The 19,604-nt window shown below is 72.6% G+C and carries 12 protein-coding genes; 7 read left to right on the top strand and 5 right to left on the bottom strand.

Annotated features, from left to right (window positions below):
• The first annotated feature begins 293 nt into the window (after positions 1-293).
• Positions 294-1,565, top strand: coding sequence for an ABC transporter ATP-binding protein (locus FLW16_RS22275; protein WP_142562037.1), 1,272 nt, complete (start codon positions 294-296; stop codon positions 1,563-1,565).
• A gap of 8 nt (positions 1,566-1,573) precedes the next feature.
• Here FLW16_RS22275 and FLW16_RS22270 read toward each other — a convergent pair whose 3' ends face one another.
• Positions 1,574-2,218: an amino acid-binding protein gene (locus FLW16_RS22270; RefSeq protein WP_260615471.1), complete on the bottom strand. Its 645-nt coding sequence runs from the start codon at positions 2,216-2,218 to the stop codon at positions 1,574-1,576.
• A 121-nt stretch (positions 2,219-2,339) separates the two neighbouring features.
• Here FLW16_RS22270 and pulA point away from each other — a divergent pair, with 121 nt between their 5' ends.
• The 5 genes from pulA to FLW16_RS22245 all read left to right on the top strand — a co-directional run bounded on the left by pulA (position 2,340) and on the right by FLW16_RS22245 (position 14,109).
• On the top strand, positions 2,340-8,114 hold the full coding sequence (gene pulA, locus FLW16_RS22265) for a pullulanase-type alpha-1,6-glucosidase (protein ID WP_142562036.1): 5,775 nt from the start codon (positions 2,340-2,342) through the stop codon (positions 8,112-8,114).
• 145 nt (positions 8,115-8,259) lie between these two features.
• Positions 8,260-9,666 (top strand): cell wall metabolism sensor histidine kinase WalK, encoded by a 1,407-nt coding sequence (locus FLW16_RS22260; RefSeq protein ID WP_142562035.1) that lies wholly within the window; start codon positions 8,260-8,262, stop codon positions 9,664-9,666.
• Positions 9,667-9,789: 123 nt separating this feature from the next.
• On the top strand, positions 9,790-11,892 hold the full coding sequence (locus FLW16_RS22255; RefSeq protein ID WP_260615469.1) for an N-acetylneuraminate synthase family protein: 2,103 nt from the start codon (positions 9,790-9,792) through the stop codon (positions 11,890-11,892).
• Positions 11,889-12,854 carry a glycosyltransferase family 2 protein gene (locus FLW16_RS22250; RefSeq protein ID WP_142562033.1) on the top strand — a complete coding sequence of 322 codons (966 nt, stop codon included), beginning with the start codon at positions 11,889-11,891 and terminating at the stop codon, positions 12,852-12,854. Before FLW16_RS22255 ends, FLW16_RS22250 begins: the two co-directional genes overlap by 4 nt.
• A complete protein-coding gene (locus tag FLW16_RS22245; protein ID WP_260615468.1) occupies positions 12,847-14,109 on the top strand; it encodes an alpha-2,8-polysialyltransferase family protein in 1,263 nt (420 codons plus the stop codon). The genes FLW16_RS22250 and FLW16_RS22245 overlap by 8 nt, the downstream gene beginning before the upstream one ends.
• Here FLW16_RS22245 and FLW16_RS22240 read toward each other — a convergent pair.
• Both FLW16_RS22240 and FLW16_RS22235 read right to left on the bottom strand, forming a co-directional pair.
• Positions 14,106-15,344 (bottom strand): DUF6716 putative glycosyltransferase, encoded by a 1,239-nt coding sequence (locus FLW16_RS22240; protein ID WP_142562032.1) that lies wholly within the window; start codon positions 15,342-15,344, stop codon positions 14,106-14,108. The two genes, FLW16_RS22245 and FLW16_RS22240, sit on opposite strands and share 4 nt — an antisense overlap.
• On the bottom strand, positions 15,341-16,372 hold the full coding sequence (locus FLW16_RS22235; protein ID WP_185949551.1) for a hypothetical protein: 1,032 nt from the start codon (positions 16,370-16,372) through the stop codon (positions 15,341-15,343). The genes FLW16_RS22240 and FLW16_RS22235 overlap by 4 nt, the downstream gene beginning before the upstream one ends.
• A gap of 99 nt (positions 16,373-16,471) precedes the next feature.
• Here FLW16_RS22235 and FLW16_RS22230 point away from each other — a divergent pair, with 99 nt between their 5' ends.
• Entirely contained in the window at positions 16,472-17,290 is an 819-nt protein-coding gene (locus tag FLW16_RS22230; RefSeq protein ID WP_142562031.1) for an aldo/keto reductase, read from the top strand.
• A gap of 69 nt (positions 17,291-17,359) precedes the next feature.
• On the opposite strand, the gene FLW16_RS22225 is transcribed toward FLW16_RS22230, so the two are convergent.
• Complete coding sequence (locus tag FLW16_RS22225; protein WP_396686784.1) at positions 17,360-18,925, bottom strand: aldehyde dehydrogenase (NADP(+)); 1,566 nt, start codon at positions 18,923-18,925, stop codon at positions 17,360-17,362.
• Entirely contained in the window at positions 18,883-19,590 is a 708-nt protein-coding gene (locus FLW16_RS22220; protein WP_221891218.1) for a GntR family transcriptional regulator, read from the bottom strand. Before FLW16_RS22220 ends, FLW16_RS22225 begins: the two co-directional genes overlap by 43 nt.
• Positions 19,591-19,604: the final 14 nt, after the last annotated feature.

Here is a 19,604-nt window from a genome sequence, read left to right as displayed (position 1 = left end):
AGGGGGATTTGAGCGGAACGTAACAGGGGTGCGAACGGGATGAAAGGCCTTACAGAAACTTTCAGCAATTTCGTTACATTTGACGCCTCAGAAAGGGGCGCGGGGAGGTCACGGCGCGACCCTGACAGCCGTCTTTAGCAAGGGGAAAGTTAGGAGTAACGAGAAGTTGCACGTAGATGGCGGATCTTTCACGACACGTATGGACACGAGTGCCCGCGACGCGATGTACTACCTCATCATTCACACCGAAGGCTGGGGATCCGGGCGTGCCTGCCCGGGAGGAACGAGCGCGCATGAGCACCGTCGTCCTCGACAACGTGACGAAGATCTACCCGGGGGGGTACCTCGCGGTCGACCGCATGAACCTGCGCGCGGACGAGGGTGAACTCCTCGTCCTGCTCGGGCCGTCGGGCTGCGGGAAGTCCACGCTGCTGCGCATGATCGCGGGTCTGGAGGAGATCACCTCCGGCGACCTGTGGCTGGGCGGGCAGCTCGCCAACCACCTCGCGCCCCGGGACCGGGACGTCGCGATGGTCTTCCAGAACGGCGCCCTGTATCCCCACCGGACGGTACGCGGCAACCTGTCGTTCCCGCTGGAGATCGCCAAGGCGGACCCCACCATGGTCAAGCAGCGGGTCGTCGAGCTGTCGCGCGCACTGCACATCGACGAGACGCTCGACCGGCGGCCGGGAACGCTCTCCGGCGGCCAGCGCCAGCGCGTCGCGATGGGCCGCGCGATCGTGCGCCAGCCCTCCCTGTTCCTGATGGACGAGCCGCTGTCCAATCTGGACGCCGGCATGCGCACCGAGCTGCGCATGGAGATCTCGTCGCTGGTGCGCGCCCTCGGCGTCACCACCATCTACGTGACGCACGACCAGGTCGAGGCACTCACCCTGGCCGACCGCATCGCCATCATGAACCGGGGCGTGCTGCAGGACCTCGGCACCCCGGCGCAGGTCTACAACGACCCCGCGACCGCGTTCACCGCCGCGTTCCTCAACTCCCAGCAGCTCAACCTGCTCGCGGCGACCGTGCGCACCCCGCAGAACCAGTTCATCATGCTCGACTTCGGCCCTCATCAGATCACGATGCCCTGGACCGATCCACGGGCGTACGCGGTGTCGCAGCACACCGGCATGCAGATCATCGTGGGGATCCGGCCGGACGGGCTGGTGCCGGTGCCGGAGCGGACGGAGGGCCCGACCTTCTTCGGCCGGGTCAGGACGCTGGAGTATCACGGCCACGAGTGGCTCGCCTACCTGGAGGCCGGGATCCCGGCCGTCAACGTGCCGGAACCGCCGGACCGCCGCCAGATGAACGGCGCGGGGGGCGGCGGCAAGGCGCGGTCGATGATGCGCCGCCTGCTGAACGGCTCGGCCCCTGTGGAGGAGGAGGAGCCGCCGGCGCTCTCGCAGTCGGGCACGCACCGCCGCGCGGACCTGATCGTCAGGCTCGGCAACCGGCCCGTATGGCGCGCGGGCGACGCCGGCCGGGTCGCCGTCGACGTCTCCCGGCTCATGTTGTTCACCATGGACGGCACCCGCATCGACCCGCCGCGCCGGTAGGACCACCGTCAGGCGGTGCGGCTGACGCCGCCGGCCAGCACGGAGACGATCCCCACCAGGCGGACGATCTTGTCCAGCTCGGCCCGGTGGAACGCCGGTCCCTGGGAACGCGCCACCACCAGGTGGACGCCGTCCATCGGCACGCTCGCCAGGTGCAGCCCGCCCTCCTCGAACGCCGAGGCGCGCAGCGGGGTGAGCTCGGCCGCGGGCACGTTCTCGGGGGCCTGCCAGCTTCCGTGGACGATCGCGCCGTCGGCCGAGTCGACCGCCACCGCCCACTCGGCGCTGACCAGGTCGGGCACCGCGTCGACGAGGGTGACGTACGCCCGGTCGGGGTCCGCGGCGACGTGGCCGAGCAGGTCGTAGTCGGGGGTCGATCCGGGCACCTCCCGGGTCGGCCACACGGCCTCCACCCGCGTGCCGGGGACCACGCCGATCCGCTCGCGCAGCTCGCCGGGCTCGAAGACGCCCGACCAGGAGACGGTGAAGTCGTCGACCGCGCGGCCCGCCTGCCGCTCCAGCACGGTGACCTGCAGGATGTCCGCGCCCATGACCCCGAACGCGCGCGCCACCTGGCCGAGCACCCCGGGCCGGTCGGGGAGCGAGACCCGCAGCCGCAGCAGCATCCCCATCACCTCCTTCTCGTGCGACACCAACAGTGTCGGACACACGTTTCGCGCCTGTTACGGCGGTGGGTCACGGAATGGCTGCAATGTTTCTGGAAGTTGCAGCAAAGTCTTGCACGAGCCGGGGGCCGACAGTAGCTTCCGGGCCATGGTGACCCCCCAGCACCGGCGTACGCGCGTGCCCGCAGCGCTGTCCACCGTCGCGGCGCTCGCCGCCGCGCTCATCGTCTTCCCCCCGGCGCCTCCCCCGGCGGCGCCGGCCCTGGCTTCGGCAGGCTCCGTCGCGACGGGCACGGTCGCGACGGACACGGTCGCGACGGGCACGGCGGGCGCCGTCGCGGCCGGCGCGCCGTCCGACGCCGAAATCGCCCGCGACGCCCTCCGCGCCGACCTGTCCCGCGAGCGGCTGTACTTCGCGATGACCGACAGGTTCGCGAACGGCGACCCCTCCAACGACCGGGGCGGGCTGAGCGGCGACCGGCTGACGACCGGCTTCGACCCCGCGGACAAGGGCTTCTACCAGGGCGGCGACCTCGCGGGCCTGATCGGGAAGCTCGACTACATCAAGGGCCTGGGCAGCACGGCCATCTGGCTCACGCCGTCGTTCGGGAACCGGCCCGTGCAGGGCACGGGGGAAGGTGCCAGCGCCGGCTACCACGGCTACTGGATCACCGACTTCACCAGGATCGATCCGCATCTCGGCACCAACGCGCAGATGAAGAGCCTCGTCAAGGAGGCGCACAAGCGCGGCATGAAGGTGTTCTTCGACATCATCACCAACCACACCGCCGATCTCATCGACTACGCGGAGAAGACGTACGGCTATCGCGGCAAGGCGGCCTACCCCTACGTGGACGCCTCCGGCCGGGCCTTCGACGACCGCGACTACGCCCTGCGCGACGACTTCCCGAAGGTCACCGCCGAGTCGTTCCCGTACACGCCGGTGGTGACGGCCAGGTCGAAGGTGCCGTCCTGGCTGAACGACCCGACGATGTACCACAACCGGGGTGACTCGACCTTCTCCGGGGAGAGCTCCGAGTATGGCGACTTCTCCGGCCTCGACGACCTGTGGACCGAGCGGCCCGAGGTCGTGAAGGGCATGACCGACATCTACACGACGTGGGTCAAGGAGACCGGCATCGACGGCTTCCGGATCGACACCGCCAAGCACGTCGATATGGAGTTCTGGCAGCGCTTCGCGCCCGCCCTGCACGGCTACGCCGCCAAGCTCGGCAACGACAGGTTCTTCATGTTCGGCGAGGTCTACAGCTCCGACCCGGCGTTCGAGAGCCGCTACACCACCACCGGCACGCTCGACGCCACGCTGGACTTCGGCTTTCAGGAGGCGGCGCGCTCGTACGCGAGCGGCGGCGACGCCGCGAGCCTCGGCAGGCTGTACGCCGCGGACGACTACTTCACCGACGCCGACTCCAACGCCTCGTCGCTGCCGACGTTCCTCGGCAACCACGACATGGGCCGGATCGGGTACTTCCTCAGGCAGGACGACCCCGCGGCCGACGACGCCGCGTTGCTCGCCCGCGACCGCCTGGCCCACCAGCTCATGTACCTGACCCGCGGCCAGCCGGTCGTGTACTACGGCGACGAGCAGGGCTTCACCGGCGGCGGAGGCGACAAGGACGCCCGGCAGCCGATGTTCGCCTCGAAGACGGCCGACTACCTCGACGACGACCTCATCGGCACCACCGCCACCCACGCGACCGACAACTTCGTCACCACCCATCCCCTCTACACCTCCATCGCCGAGCTGGCGCGGCTGCGCGACCGCTATCCCGCGCTGGCGGACGGCGCCCAGACCGTGCGGCTGGCGAGCGGGAACGTCTTCGCGTTCTCCCGCATCGCCGCCAAGGAACGGGTCGAGTTCGTCGTGGCGCTCAACAACGGCGCGGCGGCGAAGACCGTCCGAATACCGACGTACTCCCCCGGCGCCTCGTTCACGCAGGTCTACGGTGGGACGCAACGGCTCACCGGTGGGGCCGACGGGAAGCTGTCCGTGACCGTGCCGCCGTTGTCGGCCGTCGTCTACCGCGCGGACAGGGCCCTGGCCGCCCCGGCCGGGGCGCCGGAGATCTCCCTCACGCTGCCCGGCACGACGCTGCGCGGCACGGCCGGCGACGGGCGGGTGGCGATCTCCGCCGAGGTGGCAGGCGACGGGTTCGCGCAGGTCACCTTCGCCGTCAAGGCCGGGGACACGCCGTGGCGGGTGCTCGGCACCGACGACGCCCCCAACGGCCACACCTACCGCGTCTTCCACGACCTCACCGGCGTGCCCGAGGGCACCCCGCTCACCTACAAGGCCGTCGTCAAGGACGCGGCGGGCCGCCACGCGGGCGCCACGGCGACCGCGACGGCCGGGCCTGAGCCCGCGGCAGAGGAGCCGGGCGCGGTCAAGCGCGACCACCTGGTGGTCCACTACAAGCGCGACGGCGGCGACTACGACGGCTGGGGGCTGCACGCCTGGGGCGACATCGACCAGACGGTCGAGTGGGGCTCGCCGGTCGCCTTCGAGGGCGAGGACGCGTTCGGACGCTTCGCCTGGCTCAAACTCAAGCCGGGGGCCACCGAGGTCGGCCTGATCACCCACAAGGGCGACACCAAGGACCAGGGCGACCGGATGGTCGACCCGGTTCGTACGGGCGAGGTGTGGCTCGTCGAGGGCAGGCCGGACGCGTACGCCTCCCGGGCCGCCGCCGAGGGGTACGCCACGGTCCACTACCGCCGCTCCGACGGCGCCTACGACGGCTGGGGCCTGCACCTGTGGGGTGACGGGCTCGCCGACGGAGCGGGCACCGAGTGGGCCTCCCCGCGGCCGCCGGACGGGACCGACGCGTTCGGGGCCTTCTGGCGGGTGCCGCTGAAGAACGCCGACGCGCCGCTGAACTACATCATCCACAAGGGCGACACGAAGGACCCCGGGCCCGACCAGTCGTTCGTGCCGGCCAGGCGGCCCGCCGCGTACGTGAACTCGGGCGAAGCGGCGATCCACGGCAGCGCGGCGGCGGCGCGGAACGTCGCGGTGCTGCACTACCACCGGGCGGACGGCGACTACGACGGCTGGGGCCTGCACTTCTGGGGCGACGCGTCCGGCTCGGTCGAGTGGGGCGACCCGCTCAAGCCGGCCGGGACCGACGCCTTCGGCGTGTACTTCGAGGTGCCGCTCCGACAGGACGCCAAGACGCTGGGGTGGATCATCCACAAGGGCGACCAGAAGGACCAGCAGGCCGACCAGTCGCTGGACCTCGGCGTGACCGGCCACGAGGTGTGGAAACTGTCAGGTGTGGACGGATACCTGCTGCCGCAGCCCGCGGCCACCGGGGCGGACGCCGACCTGTCCAAGGCCACGGCCCAGTGGATCGACCGCGACACGGTCGCCTGGAAGGGCGAGGTCCCCGCGGCGAACCACTACGCGCTGGCCTACTCCCCCAAGGGCGACATCGCGTACGAGAAGGGCGACCTGACCGGGGACGTCCATCTCATCCGCCTGGCGCCGGGGCGGCTCACCGACGCGCAGAAGGCCGCGTGGCCGCATCTGGCGGCGTACGGCGCGCTGAAGGTGGACCCGCGCGACTCCGACCTCGTGCGCGACGCGCTGCGCGGCCAGGTCGTGGCGATCGAGCGCGGGCCCTCGGGCGCGCTGCTGACCGCCACGGGCGTGCAGATCCCGGGCGTGCTCGACGACCTGTACGCCGGGGCCGCCAAGGTCCCGCTCGGCCCCACCGGCCGCGGCGGGCTCGCGGTCTGGGCGCCCACCGCCCAGAAGGTCGAACTGGCCCTCTACGACGGCCCGTCCACCGATCGCAGGACGGTCCACCGGATGCGCAGGGACGACGCGACGGGCGTGTGGTCGATCGACGGCCCGGCGTCGTGGCGGGACAGGTACTACACCTACCTCGTCACCGTCTACGCCCCGGCCGCCGGGAAGATCGTGACCAACGAGGTCACCGACCCCTACAGCCTGTCGGTCTCGGCGGGCTCCGGGCGCAGCCGGATCGTCGACCTGGACGACCGGTCGCTCCGGCCCGAGGGGTGGACGGCGCTGAAGAAGCCCCCGGCGGTGCGCCAGGACCGGGCGTCGATCTACGAGCTGCACGTGCGCGACTTCTCGGCCTCCGACGCCACCGTGCCGGCCGCCGAGCGCGGCACGTACAAGGCGTTCACCGAGACCGGCAGCGCCGGGATGACCGAGCTGCGGAGCCTGGCGAAGGACGGGCTGACCCACGTCCACCTGCTGCCGGTCTTCGACTTCGCCACCGTGCCCGACCGGAAGGCCGATCGCGCCGAGCCCGGCTGCGACCTTGCCGCGCTGCCGCCGGACTCCGACCGGCAGCAGGCGTGCGTCGCGGAGACGGCCGCGAAGGACTCGTTCAACTGGGGCTACGACCCGCTGCACTACACGGTGCCCGAGGGCTCGTACGCGACCGACCCGGACCGGAGGATCAAGGAGTTCCGCGAGATGGTCGCGGGGCTCAACGGCGCGGGCCTGCGCGTGGTCATGGACGTCGTCTACAACCACACCCACGCCGCCGGGCAGGACCCCGCCAGCGTGCTCGACCGCGTCGTCCCCGGCTACTACCACCGGCTCATGGACGACGGCACGGTGGCCACCTCCACCTGCTGCGCGAACACCGCCCCCGAGCACGCGATGATGGGCAGGCTCGTCGTCGACTCGATCGTCACCTGGGCGAAGGAGTACAAGGTCGACGGCTTCCGGTTCGACCTGATGGGCCACCACCCGAAGGCGAACATCCTGGCCGTGCGCAAGGCCCTCGACGCGCTCACGCCCGACAAGGACGGCGTGGACGGCAAGTCGATCATCCTGTACGGCGAGGGCTGGAACTTCGGCGAGGTGGCCGACGGCGCCCGGTTCGAGCAGGCCACCCAGGCCCATATGGCGGGCACCGGGATCGGCACCTTCAGCGACCGGCTGCGCGACGCGGTGCGCGGCGGCACGCCGTTCGACGCGGACCCGGGCGTCCGGGGCTTCGGCTCGGGGTTGGCCGACTCCACGCTGGGCGACGAGCCGGGCGACCGGCTCGCGCACTACGAGGACCTGGTGAAGCTGGGGCTGGCGGGCAACCTGCGCGACTTCACGTTCACCGGGTCGTCCGGCACGCCGGTCAAGGGCTCGGAGGTCGACTACAACGGCAGCCCCGCGGGGTACGCCGCCGGGCCCGGCGACACGGTGACCTACGTGGACGCCCACGACAACGAGACGCTCTTCGACGCGCTCGCCTACAAGCTGCCCAGGGACACCCCGATGGCCGACCGGGTCAGGATGCAGTCGCTGTCGCTGGCGACGGTCCTGCTCGGCCAGGGCACCGCGTTCGTCCACGCCGGCAGCGAGCGGCTGCGGTCGAAGTCGCTCGACCGCAACTCCTACGACTCGGGCGACTGGTTCAACCGCCTGCTGTGGGACTGCCGCCAGGGCAACGGCTTCGGCGGCGGCCTGCCGCCCGCGAAGGACAACGAGGCGCGCTGGCCGTACGCGCGGCCCCTGCTGGCCGACCCCGCGCTGAAACCCGACTGCGCGGCGATCGGGGCGGCCCGGGCGAGGTTCGGCGAGTTCCTGCGGATCCGCTACTCCTCCCCCGCCTTCTCACTCGGCTCCGCCGCGGAGATCGGCAGGCGGGTCTCCTTCCCGCCGTCCGGCGCCCCTGGCGTGATCGTCATGCGCATCGACGCCACCGGCGTCGATCCCGCGAACAAGGCGATCTACGTGGTGTTCAACGCCACCGGGAGGACCGCCGCACCCGCCGTCCCCGCGCTGAAGGGCGCCCGGGTCGCGCTGCACCCCGTGCAGGCGGCGTCGGACGACCCGGTGGTCCGTCAGTCGGCGGCGGATTCGGCGACCGGCACGCTGACCGTGTCCGCCCGCACGGTCGCGGTGTTCACCGAGACACCGTAGGGAGGCCGTAGGGACGCCCGCAGGAGTGCAACCGGGCGCGGAGACCCGCGCCCGGTTGCACTCATTGAGAGACTTTTGGCAACTTTGGGGTGAGCTTTTCGCTGTCGCGAGTTTCCCTAAAGATGACCATCAGTAGCCTCGGGTAATGCTCCTCCCCAGGCGCTCCCCGTCACTGCGAGCCCGGCTGGCACTCCTCGCCACCGGGACAGCGGCGATTCTGCTGATCCCGCTCGCGATCGTGGTGCACGTGCTCGTACGCGACCTGGTCGCCGACCGCATCTGGGACCGGAGCCTGGACACCGCCACCTATGTCGCCGCGCAGATCCGCGAAGGGCGCCTGCGCAACCCCGTACCGACCGGCGGGAACGACATCGACCTGATCGAGGTGGCGGGACCGGACGGCCGGGTCGTCGCCGAGAGCGCGGCGGCCAAGGGCGTGCCCCGCCTGAGCCCGTTACGCCCGGCCCCCGACCGCGAGGTCACCCAGACGACGGCCTGCTCGCCCGCCGGGCGCGACTGCCTCTACATCACGGTGCTGCGGGTCTCCCCGGGACCCGGCTCCGACCTCGTCTACGCGGGCCGGGCGGCCCCGGCGATCCTCGACACGTCCTTCACGCTGCCGGCGCTGCTCCTGGCGGCCCTGCTGCTCACCGCGCTCGCGGGCTGGACGGCCTACAAGGTGACGGGCCGCGCGCTGCGGCCGGTGGAGGCGATCCGGTCGGAGCTCGCCGAGATCACCGAGAGGAACCCCGGCGGCCGGGTGCCCGAACCGCCCGGCGACGACGAGTTCTCCCGGCTGGCCCAGGCGGCCAACGACGCGCTGTCCCGGCTGGACACCTCGATCCAGCGGCAGCGGCAGTTCGCCGCCGACGCCTCGCACGAACTGCTCACCCCCATCGCCGGGATCCGGGCCCAGCTGGAGAGCGCGCGGCTGCACCCCGAGGACACCTGTGAGGCGGTCTGCTCCGCGCTGCGCGACACCGAGCGCCTGGAGGCCATCGTCGCCGACCTGCTCCTGCTCGCGCGGATCCCCACGGTTCCCGAGACTGATCGGGAGGAGGTCGACCTGTCCCACCTGGTCGTCACCGAGGTCGAGCGGCGGCCGGAACGGCTGCCGACCCACCTCCACAACACCCCGGGGGTGACGGTCAGGGGCATGCGCCGCCACCTCGCCCGGGTGGTGGCGAACCTGCTCGACAACGCCGAGCGGCACGCGCTGACGGTGGTCTGCGTGCGGGTCGCGCGCACCGAGGACGCGGCCGTCCTGTGCGTGCGCAACGACGGCCGGCCGATTCCCGAGGCGGACCGCGAGCGGATCTTCGAGCGGTTCTACCGCACCGACGCGGCACGCAGCCGCGACCGGGGCGGCACGGGCCTCGGCCTGGCCATCGCCCGCGAGGTGGTGGAGGCCCACGGCGGCTCCATCCGGGTCGAGGACGTCACGGACGGCGAACCCGGGGTGCGTTTCGTGATCACGCTGCCGCTGGCCCCGGACACCGCGGGCGATCCCGCCCCCGATGGCGCCGACCCGTCCGGCGACACCCAAAGTTAAGGACCGCGCCCCTGGTCGTTCAGCCCAGTAACCCCCAACTGGAGGACCTGCTGGCTAGTTTTCGGGACACCCCGGCCCCCACGGGTCACAGGGTTCCCGATGTCGCAGGTAGAGGAGTCACTCGTGCGAGTGCTGGCCGTCGTCCCCGCCCGTGGAGGCTCCGTGGGCGTCCCGCTGAAGAACCTGGAGAAGGTGGGCGGCGTCCCGCTCGTCGCCCGGGCGGTGGACGCCTGTCTGCGGGCCGAGCTGGTGGACGAGGTGGTCGTCAGCACCGACCACGACCGGATCGCCGAGGCGGCCGAGGCCGCGGGCGCCCGGGTGGTGCGCCGGCCCGCCGATCTCAGCGGCTCGACCGCCTCCAGCGAGTCCGCCGTGCTGCACGCCCTGTCGGAGCTGTCCGAGGAGGAGCCCGAGATCGTCGTGCTCGTCCAGTGCACCAGCGCGTTCCTCGATCCCCGCGACCTCGACGCCGCCGTCGCGAAGGTGCTGGACGGCGAGGCCGACTCCGTCTTCTCCGGCACCGAGACCTACGAGTTCGTCTGGACCGGCGCCGGCCACGGGGTGAACCACGACCCGGCCGTGCGCCCGCGCCGCCAGGACCGCGAGCCCCACTTCCGCGAGACCGGCGCGTTCTACGTCATGCGTGCGGAGGGCCTGCGCGAGCGCGGCCACCGCTTCTTCGGCAGGGTCGCGGTCCAGCCGGTGCCCGCCCGCCACGCGGTCGAGATCGACACCCCCGAGGACCTGGAGATCGCCCGGGCGCTCGCGCCGTTCGTGGACGAGCCGCTGCCGATCGACGTGGACGCGGTCGTCACCGACTTCGACGGCGTGCACACCGACGACCGCGCGTTCGTCGACTCCGACGGCCGGGAGATGGTCGCGGTCAGCCGCTCCGACGGGATGGGGATCGCGTTGCTGCGCCGGGCCGGCGTGAAGGTGCTCGTGCTGTCCACCGAGCGCAACCCGGTCGTCGCCGCGCGCGCCGCCAAGCTGGGCGTGCCGGTGGTGCAGGGCCTCGGCGCCAAGGACGTCGCGCTGCGCGAGTGGCTGGCCGCCGAGGGCCTGGCTCCCGAGCGGGTGGCGTACGTCGGCAACGACGTCAACGACCTGTCCTGCATGGCGATCGTCGGCTGGCCGGTCGCGGTGCCCGACGCCCACCCCCGGGTGCGCGCCGCCGCCCGCGTCGTGCTGTCGGCCCCCGGGGGCGCCGGAGCCGTGCGCGAGCTGTCCGACCGGGTGCTCGCGGCCCGCCCGGCCACCGCGCTGGAGACCGTCCCCGCCCCCGCGCCCGTCACCGCGCCCGTCACCGCGCCCGTCACCGCGCCCGTCACCGTGCCCCGCCACGTCGGGCAGCCGCGGCCGGTGCGGATCGGCCGGTCGCTGGTCGGCCCGGGCCGGCCCGTGTACGTGATCGGCGAGATCGGCATCAACCACAACGGCGACGTCGACATCGCCCGCAAGCTCATCGACGTGGCCGCCGACGCCGGCTGCCAGGCGGTCAAGTTCCAGAAGCGGACCCCGGAGATCTGCGTGCCGCTCGAGCAGCGCGACCAGATCCGGCAGACGCCGTGGGGCGAGATGACCTACATGGAGTACAAGATCCGCACCGAGTTCGGCGCGGACGAGTACGCCCACATCGCCAAGTACTGCGAGGAGCGCGGCGTCGACTGGTTCGCCTCGCCCTGGGACGTGCCGTCGGTGGCGTTCCTCGAGGACATGGACGTCGTCGCGCACAAGGTGGCCTCGGCCTCGGTGACCGACCACGAACTGCTGCGCGCGCTGGCCGCCACCCGCAAGCCGATCATCCTGTCCACCGGCATGTCCACGATCGAGGAGATCGACGCGGCCGTGGAGATCCTCGGCACCGAGCGCCTGGTGATGATGCACGCCACCTCCACCTACCCGCTCCCGCCGGAGGAGGCCAACCTCCGCATGATCACCACGCTGCAGCAGCGGTACGGCGTGCCGGTCGGCTACTCGGGACACGAGCGCGGGCTGCAGATCTCGCTCGCCGCCGTGACGCTGGGCGCGGTGACCGTCGAGCGGCACATCACCCTCGACCGGGCAATGTGGGGTTCCGACCACGCCGCCTCGCTGGAGCCCACCGGCCTGGAGCACCTGGTCCGCGACATCCGCATCATCGAGACCGCACTCGGCGACGGCGTGAAGCGCGTCTACCCGGGCGAGGAGGCCCCCCGGACCCGCCTGCGCCGCGTCACGGCATGATCACACTTTCGGTGGTCGTGCCGGTCCGGGACGGCGAGGCGTACCTCGGGGACGCGCTCACGTCGCTGGTGCGCAACCGGACGCGCGAGTTCGAGACCGAGGTCGTCGTCGTGGACGACGGCTCGGCGGACGCGACGCCGGAGGTCGTCGAGGACTTCCGGCGCGACCTGCCGGGGCTCACGGTCGTCCGCAACCCGGTGCCGCTGGGACTGGCCGGCGCCCGCAACGCCGGGCTGAAGCTGGCCGCCGGCCGGTACGTCACCTTCCTCGACGCCGACGACTGGCTCGCGCCCGGCTACCTGCCCCGCCTCGTCGCCGCCATCGACGGGCTCGGATGCGACTTCGTGCGCGTGGACCACGTCCAGGTCGAGGGCCGCAGACGGGAGACGCACCGCGCGCCGCAGCCGCGCCGCGGCGTCGTGCTGGACCCGCGCGACGGCATCCTGCCGGCCGGCTTCAAGACGATGGTCGACTACCCCTACGCCTGGGCGGGGATCTACCGGCGCGAGCTGGACGACCTGCTGACCTTCCCCGCCGGGCTGCACACCGCCGAGGACCGCCCGTGGATCTGGCGGCTGCACCGCCTGGCCCGGTCGTACGCCGTGGTCTCCCTCGCCGGGGTGTTCTACCGGCGCGGGCTCTCGGCCTCGCTCACGCAGATCGGCGACGAGCGGCAGCTCCACTTCTTCGACGCCTACGACATCGTGCTCGACGAGGCCGAGCCGCGTTACCTGCCCAAGGCGGCCCGCAACCTGTGCGCGCTGCTCGCCCACCACGTGGAGCTGGCCGACCGGTTCACCCCGGCCGTACGCGCCCGGTTCGACGAGCGGGCGCGGGCGGCGCTCGCCCGGCTGCCCCACGAGACGCTCACCGAGGCCGTCGGCGGCCTGGAGCCCGAGCGGGCCGCGCTGCTCGACTCCTACCTACCGGGCCCCCACACGACAGGAGGGCCGCGTGCCTGACTCCACGCTGTTCTACGCCTCCACGTTGTTCGGCGCGATGACGCTCGCGGCGGCGATCGACGAGGGGCGGTTCCGCGACGGCGGCCGGGTCCTCCTCGTGTCGAACAACGCGGCGATCCCCGAGGTCACCCCGGCGCTGGACGAGGCGCCGGGGTTCGCCGCGCTGCGCGACAGGTTCGACCGCGTCCTGTCCTGGAACGAGATCATCGCGCCGCTGCACCCGTCGGACTGGAAGCCCCGCTCGATCGAGACGCCCATGCTCGGCCGCCTGCTGCGCGACCTGATCGGCGAGCCGGACGAGCTGGTGCTGGAGTCGATCGCGGTGTCCCCGTCGCGTACGCTCGCGGGCCTGGTCAAGGACTGCCCGATCACCGTCTACTCCGACGGCCTCATGAGCTACGGGCCGACCCGCGACCCGCTCCCCCAGGAGATCGCCGGCCGGATCGCCCGGCTGCTCCACCTCGACCTCGTCCCGGGTCTGACGCCCCTGCTCCTGGCCGAGCACGGGGTGCCGGCCGAGTCCCTGACGGACGCGTCGTTCGCACGCGTGGTGGGCCGGGTGGGGGAAGCGGCCGAGGAGGCTCCCCGCGCCGAGGCGGTCGTCCTCGGCCAGTACCTGTCCGCGCTCGGCCTGGTCACGGCCGCAGAGGAGGCCGCGCTGCATGAGCGCATGCTGCGCGGACTCGCGGCGCGCGGCCACCGGACCGTGCTGTTCAAGCCGCACCCCGCCGCCGGGCGGCGGCACGCCCGCGAGCTGCGGCCGGTCGCCGCGGAGCTGGGCGTCGACCTCCTCGTGGCCCCCGAGACGACGCCCGCCGAGGCGTGCTTCGCCGCGCACCGCCCCGAGCTGGTCGCCGGGTGCTTCTCCACCGCGCTGGTGACCGCGCGGCGGCTGTTCGGCCTGCCGGTCGCGGCCACCGGCACCGATCTCGTGCTCGAACGGCTCACGCCGTACGAGAACAGCAACCGGATCCCGGCGACGATCGTGGACGCCACGCTGCCCCGGCTGGAGGCCGACGGCACGGTCACCGAGCCGCCCGCCGCCGACCTCACCGCCCTGGTGGCGGCCGTGGGCTACTGCATGCAGAGCGCGGCCCACCCCGGCCTGCGCGAGACCGCGGCGGCCTACGTGGGCGCCCACGGACCGGCGCGCTACTTCAAGAAGCGCAGGCTGGAGTCGCTCGGCCTGATCGAACGCCCGGCCCCCGCGCCGGCCCGTCCGCAGGCGCGCCTGCGCCGCCTGCTGTCCCGCTAGAACGCCTTGAGGTAGCGGCGCATCCGCCGCTTGGCGCGGTAGCCGTACCGCAGGACCCTGGGCGGCACCTCCAGGCGCAGCCGGGCACGGCGGCGGGCGGCGGCGTGCTCGGGACCGTCAAGAAGCGAGCGGGCCGGCTCCAGCGTCCCCGCGCGGGCCGCGGCGACCAGCGCGGCGACGCGGCCGGTCCAGTCGCTGGCCGAGGAGTCGTGGAAGTAGTTGGCCCGGCACCACTCCTCGGCCGGCACCCGGAAGTCCGCCTTGGCCAGGTCGTCGAGCGTGCCCAGGCAGCCGCTGCCCTCGAACACCAGGTTGATCATCTCCGCGCTGACCCCGAAGTCGGACAGCACGAGCAGCGGCACGTTCCCGGCGATCGCCTCGAGCGCGGCCGTCGAGCTGACCGTGACGAACCCGGCGGCGCGACTCAGGTGCTCGTGCATCGGGCCTGCGGCGAAGCGCACGGCGCCCGCGGGCACCCGGCCCTCGGCCTCCATCGCGGTCCACAGCCGCTCGTAGTGGTGACGTTCGTTGTGCGTCTGCCGCTCGTCGTCGCGGGCCCGCAGCTTGACCACCACGTCCAGGTCGGGCCGGGCCCGCCCGAGCGCGGCCAGGGCGAGCAGGATCCGCTCCCGCTCCTCGCGCCGCCTGGGCACCTTGGCCTGGGTGGCGAACACGACGCGGTCGCGCACGCCCCCGGCGTGGTGCGCGCCCGGTTCGCGGGGCAGCAGGTCCAGGTAGGGCAGGCGGGCCAGCGCCACCGCCCCTCCCCCCGTCCCTCCCCCGCCGAGCCGCGCGCCGATCTCGGAGAACTCGGCGACCTCCCGGCCGCTGTGCACGACGAACAGGTCGCAGCCGCTGCGGAACACCCAGGCCTTCTCCGTCGCGGGCACCGAGATCCCGGGCAGCCCCGACACCAGCACCGGCCGGGGCCGCAGCCCGGCCAGCGTCTCCGCCGCCAGCGCGTCCACCACCGGCCCGGTGCAGGCCAGCAGCACGGCGTCGGGCCGGAACCGTTCGGCGGCCCGACGCAGCTGCCGCGCCGGCAGCACCGGGGGAAGCCCCTCGCCCTCGGCGCGGGTGCCGCTCACGGCGGCCGCGATCTGCGCCGCCGAGGGGGTGATGGGAGTGCGGACGACGGCCAGATCCGTGACCCAGTCCTCCGGAGTCGCGTCGAGCAGGCCCGCGGCCCACTTGAGATACGAGTCGGAGTCGGCCACGGCGAGCAGACGGGTCAAGGAGCGACCTTTCCGGGATCGTGCGTGTGGGGCTGATGAGGTTGGTGCGCGAAGAGCTGGAGGTGGGAGCGCAGCGACGGGGCGGCCGAGGCCGTCCACCAGTCCTCCGGCACGTCCACGGTCTCCACCCGTACGCCCCGGGCCGACAGCAGGACGCGCAGCGAGGTCACCGCGGTGGACGGCAGGCTCAGCACCCGCTGGTCCGGCCGCAGGTCGCGCAGCGTCATCTCGGCGGGCGCCCCGGCGTCGTACACGGTCAGCCCGGCGATCCGGCGCACCCGGTCGAGGTCCCCGGGATCCTCACGCCGGTGGGGGAAGTACGCGACGGGCTCGTCGATCCGCTCCAGCCAGCGCAGGTAGCGGTCGCGATGGATGAGCCCGTTGCGTACGAGCGAGGTGCCGAGCACGACGGTGCGCTCCTGCGGCGGCCGGTCGGCGGGCCGGGCGCGCAGCCAGGCGAAGTCGTGCCGGACGAGCCGGGCGCCCGTGCCCTCCACCGCCTCGGCGAGGCCGGCGGGCACCGGGAGCGCGGTGAACACCGTGGGCCTGCGGGTGCGCAGGCGGAACCCGGCGGCCGCGGCGAGCACCTTGCGGCCGAGGCCCGGGGTCCCGCGGGCCCGCAGCAGCGGACGACGCGCGACCAGCAGCTCGAGCAGCCGGATCGTGGCCAGCCCGTCGTCCACCAGCACCGTACGGCCGGGAAGGGACGTGACGAGGGCGAGCTGGACGCGCCCGGAGAAGGCGTCGCCCACCGCCCACACGCGGGCCGGCCGGGGAACCCGCTCGGCCGGCTCGGCGAACTCCAGCCCCTTCGGCAGCCCGAGCCGCTCGAGCTCGCGGCGGGTCAGCCGCAGGGCCGGCAGCCCGGCCCGCGGCACCACCGTGGTGACGGTCCCGAGGAGCCCCGCGTGGTGCGCCTCGACGACGCACAGCAGCTGCAGAGGGGACTCCACCCACGCGACGGCCTGCCCCTGCTCGGCGGCGTGGCGCCGTCCCTCGTTCTCCACGCCCCGTAAAGAAACGTTCACGACGCGCTCACCCTAGCCGCCCGACACGACGACGGCGGGAACACCCGGTGAACAGACCCCGAAGGGATCTTCTCGGGGCATTACGGCAGCATGGGAGGCATGAACGCCATCACTTTGAACAACAATGTGCGGATGCCCCAGCTCGGTTTCGGTCTCTGGCAGGTGGCCGACGACGAGGCCGAGAAGGCCGTGGCGACGGCGCTGGAATACGGCTACCGCAGCATCGACACCGCGAGGCTGTACCGCAACGAGGAGGGCGTCGGCCGCGCCCTGCGCGCCTCGGGCGTCCCCCGTGAGGAGCTGTTCGTCACCACCAAGCTCTGGAACGACCAGCACGGCTACGACGAGGCGTTGCGCGCCTTCGACGCCAGCATGCGGCGGCTCGGCCTGGAGACCCTCGACCTGTACCTGATCCACTGGCCGGCGCCCAGGCAGGACAGGTACGTCGAGACGTGGAAGGCCCTGGAGAAGCTGTACGCCGACGGGCGGGTGCGGGCGATCGGGGTGTCCAACTTCACCGTGGGCACGTTGGAGCGCCTGCTGGCCGAGACCGATGTGATCCCCGCGCTGAACCAGATCGAGCTGCACCCGCAGTTCGCCCAGAGGGAACTGCGCGGCCTGCACGCCGAGCGCGGCATCGCCACCGAGGCGTGGAGCCCGCTCGGGCAGGGCAAGGGCCTGCTCGACCTGCCCGTCCTGGCCAAGATCGGCGCGAAGTACGGCAAGACGGCCGCGCAGGTGGTGCTGCGCTGGCACATCCAGCTCGGCAACGTGGTGATCCCGAAGTCGGTGACGCCGTCGCGCATCAAGGAGAACATCGAGGTCTTCGACTTCGCGCTGAGCCCGGACGACATGGCCGCGATCAACGGTCTCGACGAGGGCCGCCGTCTCGGCCCCGACCCCGCCACCCTCGGCTGACCGGCCGGCGCCGGACCTCGACCGCGTTCCGCGGTCGAGGTGGCGGGGTCCCCGGCGGCGGGAGGCGCCTCAGCTCGGTGTCTTCAGGTGCCCGTCGACCAGGCGCGGGCCGGAAGCGCCGTCCCGGAGTTCCGCGGGCAAGGCGGCATCCGGGAGGTTCTGGAAGGCGACCGGCCGCAGGAAGCGCGCGACGGCCGCGGTTCCCACCGACGTCGTGGCCGGAGCGGTCGAGGCCGGGTAGGGTCCGCCGTGCTGCTGGGCGTCGCTGACGGTGACACCGGTCGGCCAGTCGTTCCACAGCACGCGGCCCGCGTGCTCGGCGAGCAGGGGCACCAGTGCCAGCGCCAGCTCGTCGTCGTCCGGCCCGGCCTGCACGGTGGCCGTCAGTTGCCCGCGCAGTGCCCCGACGACCTCGTACACCTCGTCCTCCCGCGCGTACTCCACGAGCAGAGTCGACGGACCGAAGCACTCCAGTTCGAGCACCCGCGGCGCGGCCAGCACGGTGGCCGCGGTCGTGCGCAGGACCACAGGGGCGGGGACTCCCTCTTCGAGAGGTTCGCCGACCAGGGCTACCTCGACACCAGGGGTGCCCGACAGCTCGTCGAGCGATTTGCGGAACCCGTCGGTGAGCCCCGGGGTCAGCATCGGCCCGCTGTGCACCGGCGGCAGCGCCGCGATCAGCGCCGAGGCGTCGGGTACGAGCACGATGCCGGGCTTGGTGCAGAACTGTCCCGACCCGAGCGTGAATGAGGCTGCGAGCCCTCGCGCCACCTCCTCCGCCCGGCTCCGCCAGGCCGAGGGCGTGATCACTACGGGATTGGTGCTCCCGAGCTCGCCGTAGAACGGGATCGGTTCGTCGCGGGCGCATGCCAGGTCGAAGAGATGGCGGCCACCGCGAAGTGAGCCGGTGAAGGCCACGGCGCGGACTCTCGGGTCCTGCACGGCGGCGACCCCCGACGCCACGCCCTCGATCAGGGCGAAGACCCCCTCGGGTGCCCCGGCCTCCCTCAGTGCGGCGGCCACCACCTCGGCCGTACGCCGCGACAGTCGCGGGTGCCCCGGGTGCGCCTTGACCACCACAGGGCAGCCCGCGGCCAGGGCGCTGACGCTGTCGCCTCCGGCGACGCTGAAGGCGAAGGGGAAATTGCCGGCCGCGAACACCAGCACCGGCCCGAGCGGAACCGCCGTGCGCCGGATGTCCGGACGTGGGCCCATGGGCCAGCCGGGGTCGGCGTGGTCGATCCGCACATCGGCCAGCAACCCCTGGCGCAGCCGGTCACCGATCAGGCGAGCCTGGAAGCTCGTGCGCTTCAGCTCGCCCTGCAGCCGGGGTTCGGGCAGATGCGTTTCGGCCCGTGCCAGCGGCACCAGTTCCTCCGCATGGGCGTCGAGTGCCGCCGCGATCGCGTGGAGCATGCCGGACCGCTCCTCGGAGGTCGTCCGGGCGAAGGCGCGGGCGCCAGCGGCGCTCGCGGCGAGAACGGAGGTCAGGGCTTGGGGGCTGGTGTCGTGGGACCCGGTTTCGTGGGACCCGGTTTCGTGGGACCCGGTTTCGTGAGACAGGGCGACTCCATTCCGATAGTGCGTGCGGCTCAGGTCTCGATGACGTGCGACTCCATGTCCGCGGCGGTCCACGCCGCGACCTCGTCGAGATGGACGGCCGCCGCCTGCTGGGCGGCGGCCACGTCGCGAGCCGCCATGGCGTCGAGGATTTGAAGGTGGCGGGCCGTGGATCCGGCCGTGCGGTGGGTGCCGGTCGCGCCGAGGACACGCAGCCACTGCACGAACGGATCAACGGAGGCTCGGATGGCGATGAGACGCTGGTTGCCGGTAGCGGCGACGATCTCCCTGTGCAGCCGGGTGTCGCTGACGAAGAACGGCTCGTACGAGCCCTTCTCGGCCTGTTCCTGGGCCTCGACGACCTCCGCCCGCAGATCCGCGATCTGCGCGTCGGACATCTTCAGGGCGGCGATGCCCGTGGCGAGCCACTCGATGCCCTTGCGCACCTGGCACACCTCGTGCACGTCGTTGACGTCCGGCCGGGCGACGAAGGTGCCTGACCGGGGTCGCGTCTCGATCAGGTTGTCGTGCTCCAGCCGGACGAGCGCGTCGCGCACAGGTGTGCGCGAGACGTCGAACTCGGCGGCTATCGCTCCGGGGTCGAGCCTCTGACCGGGGCGATAGTGACCGCTGGTGATGCGGTCGCACAGAAAACGGTAAAGCTGGTCGGCGATGGACTCCACCTTCAGGCTTGGCCTCGAGGGGCTCGACATGGGCACGGCCAACAGGGCCTCCTCCATCGGTGCAGCGTGAT

Origin of the sequence: Microbispora sp. KK1-11 (genome assembly GCF_006874435.1) — a bacterium.
Taxonomy (GTDB): domain Bacteria; phylum Actinomycetota; class Actinomycetes; order Streptosporangiales; family Streptosporangiaceae; genus Microbispora; species Microbispora catharanthi.
The sequence above is the reverse complement of the archived record's forward strand: the minus strand, read 5'-3'. Positions and strand labels throughout refer to the sequence as shown.